21 protein-coding genes are annotated in these 13,049 nt (G+C 43.3%); 10 read left to right on the forward strand and 11 right to left on the reverse strand.

The features are described from left to right. Positions 1-134 precede the first annotated feature (134 nt). Together ABDJ41_RS18910 and ABDJ41_RS18915 are read left to right on the forward strand one after the other, a co-directional pair. A complete protein-coding gene (locus ABDJ41_RS18910) occupies positions 135-914 on the forward strand; it encodes an Fpg/Nei family DNA glycosylase (RefSeq protein WP_349787657.1) in 780 nt (259 codons plus the stop codon). Between the two features lie 18 nt (positions 915-932). Next, positions 933-1,070, forward strand: coding sequence for a hypothetical protein (locus ABDJ41_RS18915; protein ID WP_349787658.1), 138 nt, complete (start codon positions 933-935; stop codon positions 1,068-1,070). Positions 1,071-1,199: 129 nt separating this feature from the next. Here the strand turns inward: ABDJ41_RS18915 and ABDJ41_RS18920 are convergent, their stop codons facing one another. Then, the gene (locus tag ABDJ41_RS18920; protein ID WP_349787659.1) at positions 1,200-1,373 is read right to left on the reverse strand and encodes a hypothetical protein; all 174 of its coding nucleotides are present in this window, start codon (positions 1,371-1,373) and stop codon (positions 1,200-1,202) included. Positions 1,374-1,592: 219 nt separating this feature from the next. Between ABDJ41_RS18920 and ABDJ41_RS18925 the strand changes: the two genes are divergently transcribed. From ABDJ41_RS18925 to ABDJ41_RS18935, 3 genes are all read left to right on the forward strand, one after another. Next, positions 1,593-1,742, forward strand: a complete 150-nt coding sequence (locus tag ABDJ41_RS18925) for a hypothetical protein (RefSeq protein ID WP_349787661.1) — start codon at positions 1,593-1,595, stop codon at positions 1,740-1,742. Between the two features lie 99 nt (positions 1,743-1,841). Then, the gene (locus ABDJ41_RS18930; protein WP_349787662.1) at positions 1,842-2,348 is read left to right on the forward strand and encodes a cupin domain-containing protein; all 507 of its coding nucleotides are present in this window, start codon (positions 1,842-1,844) and stop codon (positions 2,346-2,348) included. Beyond that, positions 2,345-3,082 carry an MBL fold metallo-hydrolase gene (locus tag ABDJ41_RS18935; protein ID WP_349787663.1) on the forward strand — a complete coding sequence of 246 codons (738 nt, stop codon included), beginning with the start codon at positions 2,345-2,347 and terminating at the stop codon, positions 3,080-3,082. Before ABDJ41_RS18930 ends, ABDJ41_RS18935 begins: the two co-directional genes overlap by 4 nt. Positions 3,083-3,208: 126 nt before the next feature. Here ABDJ41_RS18935 and ABDJ41_RS18940 read toward each other — a convergent pair whose 3' ends face one another. From ABDJ41_RS18940 to ABDJ41_RS18970, 7 genes are all read right to left on the reverse strand, one after another. Beyond that, a complete protein-coding gene (locus ABDJ41_RS18940; RefSeq protein ID WP_349787664.1) occupies positions 3,209-4,321 on the reverse strand; it encodes a PAS domain-containing sensor histidine kinase in 1,113 nt (370 codons plus the stop codon). A 94-nt stretch (positions 4,322-4,415) separates the two neighbouring features. After that, positions 4,416-4,928, reverse strand: a complete 513-nt coding sequence (locus ABDJ41_RS18945) for a DinB family protein (RefSeq protein ID WP_349787666.1) — start codon at positions 4,926-4,928, stop codon at positions 4,416-4,418. 62 nt (positions 4,929-4,990) lie between these two features. Next, the gene (locus ABDJ41_RS18950; protein WP_349787667.1) at positions 4,991-5,353 is read right to left on the reverse strand and encodes a nuclear transport factor 2 family protein; all 363 of its coding nucleotides are present in this window, start codon (positions 5,351-5,353) and stop codon (positions 4,991-4,993) included. A 49-nt stretch (positions 5,354-5,402) separates the two neighbouring features. Continuing rightward, positions 5,403-5,582, reverse strand: coding sequence for a DUF2188 domain-containing protein (locus tag ABDJ41_RS18955; RefSeq protein ID WP_349787668.1), 180 nt, complete (start codon positions 5,580-5,582; stop codon positions 5,403-5,405). A 15-nt stretch (positions 5,583-5,597) separates the two neighbouring features. Further along, entirely contained in the window at positions 5,598-5,828 is a 231-nt protein-coding gene (locus ABDJ41_RS18960) for a hypothetical protein (RefSeq protein ID WP_349787846.1), read from the reverse strand. A gap of 249 nt (positions 5,829-6,077) precedes the next feature. Next, complete coding sequence (locus tag ABDJ41_RS18965) at positions 6,078-6,653, reverse strand: arylesterase (protein WP_349787669.1); 576 nt, start codon at positions 6,651-6,653, stop codon at positions 6,078-6,080. Positions 6,654-6,660: 7 nt separating this feature from the next. After that, complete coding sequence (locus ABDJ41_RS18970) at positions 6,661-7,227, reverse strand: lipocalin family protein (protein WP_349787670.1); 567 nt, start codon at positions 7,225-7,227, stop codon at positions 6,661-6,663. Positions 7,228-7,506: 279 nt separating this feature from the next. On the opposite strand from ABDJ41_RS18970, the gene ABDJ41_RS18975 reads away from it, so the two are divergent. The 5 genes from ABDJ41_RS18975 to ABDJ41_RS18995 all read left to right on the forward strand — a co-directional run bounded on the left by ABDJ41_RS18975 (position 7,507) and on the right by ABDJ41_RS18995 (position 11,048). Next, positions 7,507-7,944, forward strand: a complete 438-nt coding sequence (locus tag ABDJ41_RS18975) for an Hsp20/alpha crystallin family protein (RefSeq protein WP_349787672.1) — start codon at positions 7,507-7,509, stop codon at positions 7,942-7,944. A 67-nt stretch (positions 7,945-8,011) separates the two neighbouring features. Beyond that, positions 8,012-8,305, forward strand: coding sequence for a hypothetical protein (locus ABDJ41_RS18980; RefSeq protein WP_349787673.1), 294 nt, complete (start codon positions 8,012-8,014; stop codon positions 8,303-8,305). A 304-nt stretch (positions 8,306-8,609) separates the two neighbouring features. Further along, the gene (locus ABDJ41_RS18985; RefSeq protein WP_349787675.1) at positions 8,610-8,795 is read left to right on the forward strand and encodes a hypothetical protein; all 186 of its coding nucleotides are present in this window, start codon (positions 8,610-8,612) and stop codon (positions 8,793-8,795) included. A 4-nt stretch (positions 8,796-8,799) separates the two neighbouring features. Then, positions 8,800-9,447, forward strand: a complete 648-nt coding sequence (locus tag ABDJ41_RS18990; RefSeq protein ID WP_349787676.1) for a hypothetical protein — start codon at positions 8,800-8,802, stop codon at positions 9,445-9,447. A gap of 35 nt (positions 9,448-9,482) precedes the next feature. Beyond that, the gene (locus ABDJ41_RS18995) at positions 9,483-11,048 is read left to right on the forward strand and encodes an FAD-dependent oxidoreductase (protein ID WP_349787677.1); all 1,566 of its coding nucleotides are present in this window, start codon (positions 9,483-9,485) and stop codon (positions 11,046-11,048) included. A gap of 36 nt (positions 11,049-11,084) precedes the next feature. Here ABDJ41_RS18995 and ABDJ41_RS19000 read toward each other — a convergent pair whose 3' ends face one another. Genes ABDJ41_RS19000 through ABDJ41_RS19010 form a run of 3 tightly spaced genes read right to left on the reverse strand, consistent with a single transcriptional unit; the run spans position 11,085 to position 13,048 of the window. Next, positions 11,085-11,585: a CinA family protein gene (locus ABDJ41_RS19000; RefSeq protein WP_349787678.1), complete on the reverse strand. Its 501-nt coding sequence runs from the start codon at positions 11,583-11,585 to the stop codon at positions 11,085-11,087. Between the two features lie 30 nt (positions 11,586-11,615). Next, entirely contained in the window at positions 11,616-12,287 is a 672-nt protein-coding gene (locus tag ABDJ41_RS19005) for a DUF6766 family protein (RefSeq protein ID WP_349787679.1), read from the reverse strand. 2 nt (positions 12,288-12,289) lie between these two features. Further along, positions 12,290-13,048 carry an SDR family oxidoreductase gene (locus tag ABDJ41_RS19010; RefSeq protein ID WP_349787680.1) on the reverse strand — a complete coding sequence of 253 codons (759 nt, stop codon included), beginning with the start codon at positions 13,046-13,048 and terminating at the stop codon, positions 12,290-12,292. Position 13,049: the final 1 nt, after the last annotated feature.

Raw genomic sequence — 13,049 nt, forward strand, 5'->3', positions numbered from 1 at the left:
GAGGTAATACTGACTACTTAACCAGATACAGACTTTTTCGCTTTGAAGCTAAAAATAAAGGAGGTTCACAATCTCTGAAACTTTATCTTTTCAATATTGTTCTGATTAAGTCTTTAATTTTAATACATCTACATATGCCGGAATTACCTGATCTTGAAGTTTTCGCTGTTAACCTGGAAAAACGGTTTAAGCATAAGACCCTGGAGCGCCTGGAAGTGCAGGTAGCTAAAAAGTTGAATGTGCCTGAAAAGGAGCTAAAGGAAACTTTAGAAGGGCATCAGCTGACTGCGGTAAAACGCGAAGGAAAAACCATCCAGCTGCATTTTGGAGCTGATAGCGTATTAGGATTACACCTGATGCTGCATGGACAACTAAAGCTGATTGAAGCGAATGATAAAATAAAATATTCCATTATTTCATTTTATTTTAAAGCAGGGGATGGTTTTGCATTGTCAGACTTTCAAAAAGCTGCAACCCCTACCTTAAATCCTGCAGTCTCGGAGGTGCCGGATGCACTTTCCAAAGAAATGAATGTGGCCTATCTGGAAAAGGTTTTGGCGAAAAAGAAAGCGCCGATAAAAACGGTATTGATGGATCAGCATATCATTCGGGGTATCGGCAATACTTATGCGGATGAAATTTTATGGGAGGCAAGGATTTCTCCCTTCTCGCCCGCTAAAGCGATTCCAAAATCGAAAGTAAAGGAGTTGCATCAGGTGATCGGAAAGTTATTGCGTAAGGAAATTGAGCAGGTCAGTAAAATGTTACCCGATGAGCTGGGTGGAGAGATTAAGGACTTTTTAAAAATCCATGGCGCCCGGATCAAAGAAAGTCCGACCGGTAAAAAGATACTGGTGGAGGAGATTGGGGGACGTAAATCTTATTATACAGACGAGCAGCAATTGTACCAGTGAAATATAAACCTAACGCTGATGTTAAAAGAAACCATTTTAAAAGTACTCGGTAAACGGTATGCAACAGATTCCATGATTGAACTTAGATCCGGCAGGTATGATCTTGCGTTTAAAACAGATGACCAGGGCTGGCCTATTTTGTTATTTATGGGGTAAAAGGATACCAATGGTAAAATTAATGGTGAGCGGTATGCAAGACGTTTGCTGACTGAGGCTGAAGGTAAGCTGGTCAAAGACCATTGGGATCATAAGGGCAAAGCTACCGCGCAATTGTGAATAAAAGTTCTATTTTCCTTTGTCCTTATTGGGCTTAAGCAGTTCTGCGCACTTTTTAAATGTTGCATTCAGTACTTCATTTAATTCCCGTGACTTCTTTTTCAGTGCGGCACCTTTACGGGAAAGGGCACGCATTTTACGGGTATAATCGTGTGCTTTCAATGAGTCAGGGGTAATCTGCATGGGCTTTCGATCTCAATCCAATTTAAACAAATTAAAAATCAATTCAAATGTTTTGTTTAAAAATACAGCATGCACGATCTGAAAATCTATTGGTGTTTCAGCGGCGACTTGATTGATGAGCTGGCGGTTATTGATTTAGTATACAGTTATTTATATATTTCTTAGAACAATATTGCAGCGGGAATTGTAATACAGGTAACTAAGAAAGGAGCTGGCATCATGAAAGATAAAACCCTTAGCCCGGTTAAGCAGAAGAAGCCACATGGGCAAAACTTTAAAAAACTGTATCAGCGGATATTGAATGCTCAAAAAAGTATGATCCTTCCGATATGGAGCGTACAGTTTAGAGAACTAAAGTTTAAACAATAGCCTCAACTTTAAATTTACTGGAATGGCTTGGGTCAGATCTCCGCATCTTTGGCTGAAGAGACTGGCCAATTTATTTACGTTTGCAAAATTTAATGGTTTATGAATACTGCTGAAATTTATCATTTTATGGATGACGGAGTTACACCCAATAATAGTCTTCCTGTCGTTGTTTACCGAAAGGTAATTGAATTTGAGCCTGAGCATGCGGCGGACTGGCTGGAAGATCATTTTGAGGAAAATGGTTGGACAAATGCGTTTCGCTGGCGGGTATATGATTATCATCATTACCACAGTAATACACATGAAGTATTGGGTATATATTCCGGTACAGCAACCCTGCAACTGGGTGGTGAACAGGGGCAACAGCTGGAATTTCATGCAGGAGATGTGTTGATACTTCCGGCAGGGACGGGGCATAGGTCCATTCAACACAGTAAGGATTTTTCGGTAGTTGGGGCATATCCCGATGGTAAGGAGCCCGACCTGATCCGATTGGAGGATAAGTGGCCAGAGGATGTAAGGGGAAAGATAGCTCAGGTGGGATTACCTCAACATGATCCAGTATATGCTCAATCAGCGGACGGACTTTTAAAGATTTGGAAATGAGTGAGGTTAAGCTGAAAGTAATTGGTTGTGGTGATGCCTTCGGGAGTGGCGGGAGGTTAAATACCTGTTTTTATGTAGATGCGGGTTCAACTCGGTTTTTGGTGGATTGTGGTGCGAGCAGTTTAACTGGGCTCAAACAACGAGGTATTCGGGTGGATGAAATTGATGCGATTGTGATTAGTCACTTTCATGGGGATCATTACGGTGGCGTACCTTTCGTTTTGCTGGATGCGGCAGTCAATGGCAGAACTAAGAAATTTCAGATCATCAGCCCGTTGGGCGGTCAACGGCGGATTGCTGCTTTACTGGATCTGCTTTATCCCGGGAGTGAAGTGCTGGGAAAGCTGGATATGGAGTTCTTGGAATATAATGTTAACGAAATAATGGATTTAGGAAGCTGGCGTGTACAGGCTTTTGATGTGATTCATTCTGAAAGGGCTTTGCCTCATGGTCTGCGAATTGAAGTTGCAGGGAAAGTGATGGCTTATTCGGGTGACACTTCCTGGACGGATGTCTTGTTTGCTTTAAGTGAACGGGCCGATGTATTTATCTGTGAGTGCAATTTCTTTGATTTGAAGGTGAAAGGGCATATGAATTACCTGGAGCTGGAAAGCCGTTTGCCTGAATTCTCCTGTAAGAGGATGCTATTGACGCATTTTGACCAGCAGATGTTGGATAGCTTAGATGAGGTTAAGGTAGAATGCCTGCGCGATGGTATGGATCTAGTGCTTTAATGTTTGTCTTTTACTTTCTTTTTTTGCGGGAATTCTTTGGCCTTTTTCAGGACTGTGGTTATGAAGAGTACTTCATCACCGCTTTTTCCATTAGCTTTATACTGTTGGATATGGTCTGGCTGATCCTTAATCTTGAGGCTCGATATCCAGGAAAAAATAAAAAGTAGATCCTTCGCCTTGTTTACTGTCAACCTGAATTATGCTGTTGTGGTAACGCAGGAATTCAGCGACAAGATAAAGACCGATGCCAAAGCCTGTGGTGTGTTTGGTCGCGAGATTCTCTATTCTTTGGAAGCGTTGAAATAGTTTTTTTTGATCTGCTTTTGCAATTCCAATGCCCATGTCCTGGACAAATATTTTCACCCTTGAGCCTTCAGGCTCATAGCCTACAGTGATGGTACTTGACTCAGGAGAGTATTTAATGGCATTACTGATCAGGTTGATCAGCACCTGACTGATCTTTGCATGGTCTGCAGCAATACGTACCTGTCCGCTATGTATGAGTTTGATGTTATGGGAATGGTGCGTCAACTGTAATTCCTGAACAACCTCTTGAATGAGCAGGTGAAGTTCCAATGACTCAGTGTTGAGGTTGACTTCAGCTTGTTCAAGCCTGGAGATATGAAGGAAGTCATTGATCATTTTTGTCATGCCCAATGCCAGTTTCTCGGTTCTCCGGAGGGATTGGGTGATGAATGCATCCCCGGATTTTGCAGACCTGGACAGCATGACCTGAATGAAGGCTAAAATGGAAGTCAGCGGTGTTTTAAGTTCATGGCTAACCATAGAGACAAAATCATTTTTACGCTGCTCTTGCTGAACAATAGCGGTGACATCCCTGGTGAAGCAGCGCGTATGGATAAATTTTCCGTCCCTGGTTAATACATTAGAGCTGATCAGTACATGTTTGATGGAGCCATCTTTACATTTGAGTCTTGCGCGGTAGTTGTGGAGTGTTTCATTATTTTTTAGCCTGCATAAAATGTCTTCAATAATCTCAGCATCGGCATGGAAGGCACTGATGGGTTGTCCGATATATTCATCTTTTTCATAACCCAATGCACTGAGTTCAGCCTGATTGGCCCAGGTGATGATTCCCAGGTGATTCACCCAGTGAAGGGGAAGGGCTGCATTTTCGATAAAATCAGTCAGTTCTTCATTGATCTGCATCAATTCTTTGATACGGACTTTGTCAGCAGCAATTTCCTGCTGAAGTTCTTCAATTGATTTATTTTTCACAGGCGTTATTTTGTTGCAAATTTACAGGAATTTCTTGAACAATCTTGATCTTATTTATTCGATATATTGATTGATTGTTGATGATGAAATTCCTTCAAAAAAAGCGCATCACATCCGTATCCGGAGGGGTGTGACCGAGCAGCCTGGCCATGGTCATCGCATGGCCTTTATGATGAAACTCGTGGGTAATGACATGAGTGAATATGCTGTAAGCATCAGTTTCAATATATTTTTCCGGCCATTTATGGCCTTTAACATTCTGCGTTGGGATGGCTGAGAAATGTGCGATAAAACCTGCCATGATTTCATCTACCTCTGCAAACAGGTTTTCGATCTGGGCTATATTTAAAGGCTCGTCCTGATCGTAGTAAGTGGAGGAACCATTCATTGCAAAATTCCCTGCCCAGGCGATATAGGTATTGGCAATATGCACATACATATAGGATATGGTTTTGTCCATAAAGACGGGGAGTGGCTTTGCCAGATCATCCATGAGGTTTTCTTTCAGGAACTGAAAAACGACCTGCCTTGACTGCTGAACCAAGGTGTATTGTCTATAAAGTAAACCTGATTGCATAAAATAAATGTCTGCAAAATTCCCTTGCATTGAAGCCTGACCTCATTTTTGTTTGAGGTTAATCAAAAAGGGTTGCGGGAGGGGCTGTTTTGCTATTTGATGTTGTCCACTACATAGGAACTCATTTTTACGATTTTATCGTTTTTAAAATGGTAGATGTCGCAAAAGTTACTTTCATACTGGGTGCCGTCTTTTTTTGTAGTAGTACTGCTGCCCTGTACCGAGGCCATATCGCCTTCAATAACGATGGTACTGAAGTGGAAATTACTATGCTCGGGCATATTGCTGGTATCCATCTGGTTGATTTCTGCGACTCCGTTAAAGGTGGTATGACCTGATGCGGTGCTGTACATGTCCCAGACTACGTCTTCTGCGAAGTAGTCCATAAAAGACTCCATTTTGTTTTCGGTAAACAGCTGGTTGATTTGCTGGATAAGTTCTTTTGTTGTTGCCATGATGGTAAAATGTAGGTTAAAACTATATGGTTTGAGGGGAGCTACTGCTTTAATCTTTCCCTTTCTTTTTTTGCCGGAGTTCTTTGGCTTTTTTCAGGCCTGTTGCAATAGCCAGTCCTTCATCGCCGCTTTCTTCTAAAATGGCGTTGGCGATTTCTACTGCTTTTTCCCTGAGTTTAACGGGAAGGTTCTTATAGGAGGGTGGATAGGTTCCTTTGGGCCAGGGCATAGTGTGATGTTTTGGTTAAAGTTTCCAGTTTTCATGTGCTTGAATTTGATCTCTGATGGAATTCAGCAGTGGCATATCCAGTTCGCAGCCCTGGCTTTCGCATCGGGCATGGTCTTTTTCATCTAATTGAATCGTTCCTATGGTTTCTCCTTCAATGTAAATCTGGTAGCGTGCGTTACCTAAAGGTTTGATGTCGTAAAACTTCCCTTGCCCGTTATCTGCTACTTCTATTTTAAATTGTTCCATCACTTGTAGTATTTATCTTATTTAACAATGTAAATGCATTATTGTTTAAAATTGAGCAGGAGTAGCTTGATTACGAGCGGATTGTCAGCTCACTTTAATTGTTTCAGAAGTTTACAGTCAAATATTTAGGCGATCCATGTTTAGTTTTGATCTTTACTGAGGCCCGGTTTTACCGGGCTTTGGTTTTTTATGAGGGGCGTTATGTTTGATGATTAGGGTCTGATTTAGAAACCGCATGCAGCGCTGATCTTATACCTGCTCACCTGGAATTTCCAGCATACTATGTAACAATGGCCATACCCGCTCAGCGATGATCTGGTAACCTGCCGCATTGGGGTGAAGTCCATCAGGGATATTCAGCTCTGGCTTTCCGGCAACGCCTTCGAGTAAAAATGGAAGATAACTCATTCCGTATTTCTCGGAAAGGCTTCTATAAAGTTTGCGGTAAGGCTCGGCTCTTGCCTGGGTGATCCAGCCAGGAAGTTCCATTCCCAATAAAGCCAGCTTAACTTCCGGGTTGGTTTCTTTTACGCGTAAGATAATCTTTTCCAGATTGGCGGCTGTTGCAGCGGGTGAATGACTGCGGAGCATGTCATTTGCACCCAGGGCGAGGATAAATATAGTTGCTGGCGATCGCAGTACGTTTTCCAGTCGGTATAAAGCAGATTGAGTGGTATCGCCGCTGATTCCTGCATTAATGATTTGGTAAGGAAAACCGCTTTGGTTGATTTTCTGCTGTAAAATTGCCGGAAAGGATTCAGTGGAGGCTGAGCGCAGGCCGTATCCTGCGGTAAGGCTATCGCCAAAAAAGATAATTTGTTTCATTGGGTGCTTATTGACTGTTATGGGCTGTCCAAACCAGATCGGCTGTGCGGTAACCTAATTTTTCAGCTTGCGCGAGATAATCTTTTTTAACGGACTCGGGTATTGTGCTTGTTCTGGAAAGTATCCACAGGTATTTTAGGTTATTGCCGGCCACCAGTGCATATTGGTAATCTTTGTCGATAGCGATCACGTTATAACCTGCATAAAATGGGCCGAAAAAGGAAACTTTTAACCTGGCCTCGTCTGGTCCTTTTACCAGTTTGGCTTTGCCTATGCTTTGTTTCCATTCTTTTTTTACGGTATTGTAACCCCGGTTGTCTACCTGGATTTGACCCTTATCTTTTTCGGTATAGGTTGCGGTGACATTATTGAGGTTCTTTTCATATTTAAAATCAAGGCGTGCGATTTCATACCATTTGCCCAGGTAACGTTTGCTGTCAAATGGTTTTATTGCTTTGGCTCCCTTTGGTATGCTGACTTTGCAGGCATTGAAGAGTATTGCACAGGCACCGAGTGCTAAGCTGAGATATAATATGTTTTTTCCGGTATTGTTCATATTCAATATTGATTTCATCTGAAGGGGTATATGCTCCTGTTAAAGATTCGTTACTTGACTAGGTTAACAATTGCGGATAAATATAGTTTCGGTGCGGAATGGTTTCATTCGGGACTTGGAGGTGAATTTTTGACATTTGGAAACTGAAATTTTTTCATTTCTGCTGAAAAATTTTCAGTCTGAGGGGGTGTTTTTGGCATTGGCATTTGGCTTGTAATAAGGTAATTGAACGCAATGTTCATGAGTTTAATTAATTGTATGTTTTAATCATTAAATCAAATTAAGGAGGAAAAACCTATGACACTGGTTAAATTTAATCCAAAAACTAACAACTCATTAATGCCAGGCTTTAATGATGTTTTCGATTCTGTTTTCAATGATACTTTTTTCTCGGACCGCATGATGGCTAAGGTGCCTGCAGCGAACATTTCGGAAAGTGCAGATCATTTTCATGTGGAGCTGGCTGCCCCTGGTCTGAAAAAAGAGGATTTTAAGTTGAAGCTGGAAAGGGATGTGCTGAGTATTTCGGTCGAGCAGGTGCATGAGGATCAAAAACAAGAGCGTAATTATGCGAAAAGGGAATACAGCTATAGTTCGTTTCTACGTTCTTTTACTTTGCCTGAAACGGCTGATCAGAATGGAATTGCGGCCAAATACAATGATGGGGTGCTGTGTATTGATATCCCTAAACGGGAAGAGGCGAAAGTACAATCCCGCCAGATTGAGATTAAGTAATTAATGGGTTTTAAATTTAGGTTGACCGGGCCGCTCTTTGGGGAGCGGCTCTTTTATGTGATAGAGGATGGAAACAAGGTATGAGATTTCGCTGAATATCAGAACGCTGAAAGGGATGGAGACTTACGGATGTTTTTCGCTTGGGAATGATGAGGGTTTTGCCAGGTCTGTCTTTGGGTTGATGCAGGGAGAGGATTTGGTATTTCCGAGTGCTGTGATTACAATTGATTTGATAAAAAGGGAAAATGGTGTGCCTTTTCCACTTGGGTTAAGACACTGCAGTTATGAGCAGCTGGGTTGTAATGTAAAGGTCATTACTAAGGAATTGTTTAAGCAATTGAATTTGGAAGGGGGGAATTAACCAGGATTACTCAGATCGTATAATTTTCAAGTATTAAATTCAGAAAAACGCTCAAATCCATTTTCAACTCAAAGGCCTCCATTCATTTTTTCTCAAAGCCGTCCGCTGGTTACGTTACTGTATTAAAAATAATTCCCAATTGCTGGAACTTCGTGTTTAAATATCATACAGACGAAACATTTTCTTACCTGGGTGGTTAATGATTATCATCAGTATTCCGGAAGCTATTTTTAATGAAGTTGGAAGATGCTTCTGTAATCATTGCAAAGAACCACTGAGCCTATTATGGTACCGACGGAGAATTATGAGTTTAGCGGATTTTTCGGTTATGTCGTATTCCAGCAATGGATGTGTGATGGATGGAGATCGGCCGGCGATTTATTATGGCGTTGCTGATGAATTTGTCTGCGGTGCTTATTTTTCAATCAATGAAATTTTGGGAACTATGGGCTTTGGTAGCCTCGGTGATAAAGATAAATCTAACCTATAAAACTATGGAAACAAATAAAGAAAATAATGAGCCGGGAGCGTCACATGTGCCGCATCAGTACACAGGCTCGGAAATGAATGCGGTTGAAAAGATACAGCTGGCTTCTGAGCCAGAAGCAATTCATTTTTTTAAAACTGTAAAGGAACGTTTGCTGGATGTAAACTGCTGGAGGGAAATTGCAGGAGGATCGATGTCAGACTTTTTTTTGACAGATGCAGCAGGAAATCTGGTGCAGCGTAAAGCGACAAGTGGTGATCATATTCGGATTGATATCCCGGGGCCTGGTGGCCAAAACGGCGGTGGTTACGACTGGGTAATTATTGAAGAAATTAAAATGCAGGTAATGGATGATGCAGAGGTGTTGAGCATGACCGCCAGGCCTTCCGCAAATCCTCTGACCGACAATGAAGACACTGCACATTTTCTTACTGATCAGGCAACATCTACTTTCCAGGTGAAGCGCATTGGCAGTACCATATATGCGGAAGAGCATGGCCGCAATGAGGTTCCTAATACCGATACGGACATTACGCTGGACAATATTCGCAATACTTTTGTGGGCTGGGGCGCTAAGGTTGGCTTCTCTTATCCGCAGTGGAAAGCTTTGGTTAAAGGGCTGCTGAATCATGATAACCCTTACCGCTCTGCTTAACTTGCACTGATCACTTTTATGTTAAACTGATAAAGATGGAAAATAGTAAACAGAATGCTGCTTTGAGAGACAGTATAAGTACGAGCCCCTGGGAGGAAGCCTCAACGGGGACTGGAAATCAATCAAGAGGAGTTGGAAATCAGGCAGGTAAGTTGTACGATTGCCTGATCATAGGAGCGGGTATTACCGGGATTACTACAGCGTTGTTATTGCAGCGTGCAGGACTTTCCTGTGTTGTTGCTGAGGCACGGCAAGCCGGCTTTGGAACAACTGGTGGCACTTCTGCGCATTTGAATACTTTTTTTGATGCGACCTATCCGGAAGTGGAAAGTGATTTCGGGGAGCAGGCAGCTAAATTACTGGCCGCAGGAGGTAAAGAAGCGATGGGTATGATCGAAGGTTTTGTGAAAGAGCTGAACATAGATTGTGATTTTGAATCTAAGGCGGCCTGGCTGTATGCGGAGAATGAGAAAGAAAGCGAGCAGTTGAAGAAAATCCTGGAAGCTGCTAAACGTGCAGGGATTGCTGTGGAGTCTGCAAAGGAAAACCTGGTGCTGGTGCCTTTTGATTCGGTGATCCGTTTCAAGGGACAGGGACAGTTTCATCCTCTGAAATACCTTAATGGACTGCTGGCAGAGTTCCTTAAGCTGGGTGGTGTATTGCTGGAAAACACTAGGATCAGGGAAAGCAGTTTTGAAGACGGGGTCTTTGCAGCAAAATCTGATGCTGAGACGATCCGCGCGAAAAAAATGGTCTATGCTACGCATATTCCGCCGGGGATAAACCTAATGAGTTTAAGGAATGCGCCTTACCGCAGTTATGTATTAGGACTGAAGTTGAAAGATGGGAATTATCCTGATGGCCTGGCTTACGATATGCAGGAACCTTATCATTATTTCCGGACCCATGTAATTGACGGACAGTCTTATTTAATTGCGGGTGGTGAAGACCATAAAACTGGTCACGATGATCCGGAAGCTGCCTTTCAACGTTTAAAGGATTATGCTGGTCGATACTATGCCGTGGAATCGGTGGTTTACGAGTGGTCGGCGCAGTACTATGTGCCGATAGATGGATTGCCTTATATCGGACAATTACCAGGTGCTGCTGAGGGGACTTATGTGGCTACTGGTTTTAATGGTAATGGAATGATGTTCGGAACACTTTCTGCAAAGATCATTTCAGATCTGGTTTTGGGTAAGGAAAATGAATACGCCAGTTTGTTCAGGCCTTCGCGGGTGAAGCCTGTGGCTGGATTTACTGAATTTGTAAAGGAAAATGCGGATGTAGCATGGCATTTTATTGCTGACCGGTTTTCTTCATCAAATTTGCAGGCGCTTACAGACCTTAAATCAGGTGAGGGAAAGCTGGTGGATTTTGAGGGGAAAAAGCTGACGATTTATAAGGATGCTGCTGGAAAGGTGACCGCACTAAACCCTACCTGTACACATGCAGGTTGTACCGTTCAGTTTAATGCGGCTGAGCAAAGCTGGGACTGTCCGTGTCACGGTGGAAGGTTTGATATTTCAGGGAAAGTGCTGACCGGGCCTCCGACTATTGATTTGGAAACTGTGATCATTAGCTATGATAAGCAGCCCTGAGGTAGCTGTGAGTAGTGAAATGGAGGGTAAAGCAGTTTATTTTAAGTTTTTTAAGTATTGATGCAGGTGTTTGGCAAGAAAGGTGATAGTCTGGGATACGATCTCTTCAGGATCGCCCTGGAAAACAATCCTTTCCTCAAGTATTTGCTGCTGGCCGTGGAGTCCATGGAGGAATATGGTGCCTACGGGTTTCCATGGGGTTTCACTTCCGCCGGGTGCGGTCAGGCCAGTACAGCCGATGTGTATGTCGGCTGGGATGAGTTTTTGGAGTCCTTTGGTAATGCCGAGGGTGACGGTTTCGGATTCAGGTGTAAATTCTTTGAGCTGTTGTTTAGGAACATCGAGGAGACTGCATTTTAAATCTGCGTCGTAACAGACAATACCTCCTTTGAGAAATTTACCGGCATCAGCTACCATGGCGAATGCAGCGGAGATACGCCCAGCAGTCGCACTTTCGGCAAAGGCGATGGTCAGCTGATGTTTGATCAGTAACTTGCCGCATCGTTTTAGCTCTGTATCATCTATGTCTTTTTTCATTAGTTTAATTGGGGTTAATCATTATAAGGGCTATTTCCCGGTTTCCATATGCGGGGCATCAACTGGTTTGGATTCAGGTGAGCCTTTTTGTCGCAGGTAAATGGTTAGGAACACAATAGAAGCGACCGAAAGGAATTCGCTTTGCCAGTTTTGAAAGGTTTCAAACCAGAATTCTGCTTGCCCCAGGTAAGTGGTTACGCTTTCTTTTGGGAGGTGTTTGGCCAGTTGCTCTACGTTGTGGTTCTGCCAGCTGCCATACAGGTGCATGGCCCAGCTCAGCAGGAACAGGATCGCGAAACAAATGGAAAGTGAATTGCTGTACAGTTTGAGGATCCATCCGCCTTTTTGTACTGCCCAGGGTGCGTCTTTTGATGGCTTGGGTTCCCGGTCTACTTCTTCGGGTTTATCCAGGCTTTTGGATTCTGCTGAACCGATCTGGCGTAAGGATACAGTCAGTAAAACGTACAAGGCCATTTGTAGGAATTCGCTTTCGAAGTTTTCGAAGGTGGCGGAAATGAAGTGCCCACTTTGCAGGTAAGTGGCTAGTCCGATTTCTGCTGCGTGGTCTTCCTGTAGATCCTGGTTGTGTTTTTTCCAGCCGGTAAGTGCCTGTGCGGCTAGGGTTGCGATAAAGAGCGTGAGGAAAACGATGGTCAGTCCATTCCTGTATAAGTAGCTGTATTTTTTTTGGTTTGGTTTCATGATTAGATGATTTGCAGGTGAGGTCTGATCTGTAAGGTAATGACATCGCATCGCTGAGGCTGGGAGAGGCAATACAATACGCTCATAGCGATGTCTTCAGCTTTGAGCATTTCCATGGCTGCTATTTTTTTACGCTGTTCATCTGAATCTTCTTTGATCATATCCGATCCGACCAGTCCGGGTTCGATCAGGCTCACCTTGATGCCTAGTGTATTCACTTCTTTTCTGAGTGCTTCGTTGAAGCCCTGGATCCCCGCTTTGGTAGCGACGTATACCGAGCTGTCTTTGCCGCGCTCATCGGCACTGATGGAGCCGATGTTTACAATGTGGCTGGAAGTGTTTTTTTTCATGCGTTTTACAGCTTCATTACAGCAGGCCATATACCCCAGCAAGTTGGTGTTGATGATGTATTGCCAGTCTGCGTATGTACCATCCATGATGCTTTCATAGGGTAAGGCGGCGTTATTGATCAGGATATCCAGGCCTTTGAACTGGCTGTCTATCATATCAAATATCCTGCTGATGTCTTGTTGATCCGCCACATCGGCAATCATACCGAAGCATTCCGTTTCTTGATCGAGTCTTCTGATGGCTTCCATTGTTTCATCAAGGGGCTGCCTGTGACGGCCGAAGATCATGATCCTGGCGCCTTGTGAAGCAAGCAGGATCGCTGTTGCGCGCCCGATGCCGGTTGTTCCGCCGGTGATGAGTATTCTTTTTCCTTTAACGGATCTAGGAAGGTATGCGGTTAATGAGTCCATA

This window comes from Pedobacter sp. ASV1-7, from assembly GCF_040203335.1.
Lineage (GTDB): Bacteria > Bacteroidota > Bacteroidia > Sphingobacteriales > Sphingobacteriaceae > Pedobacter.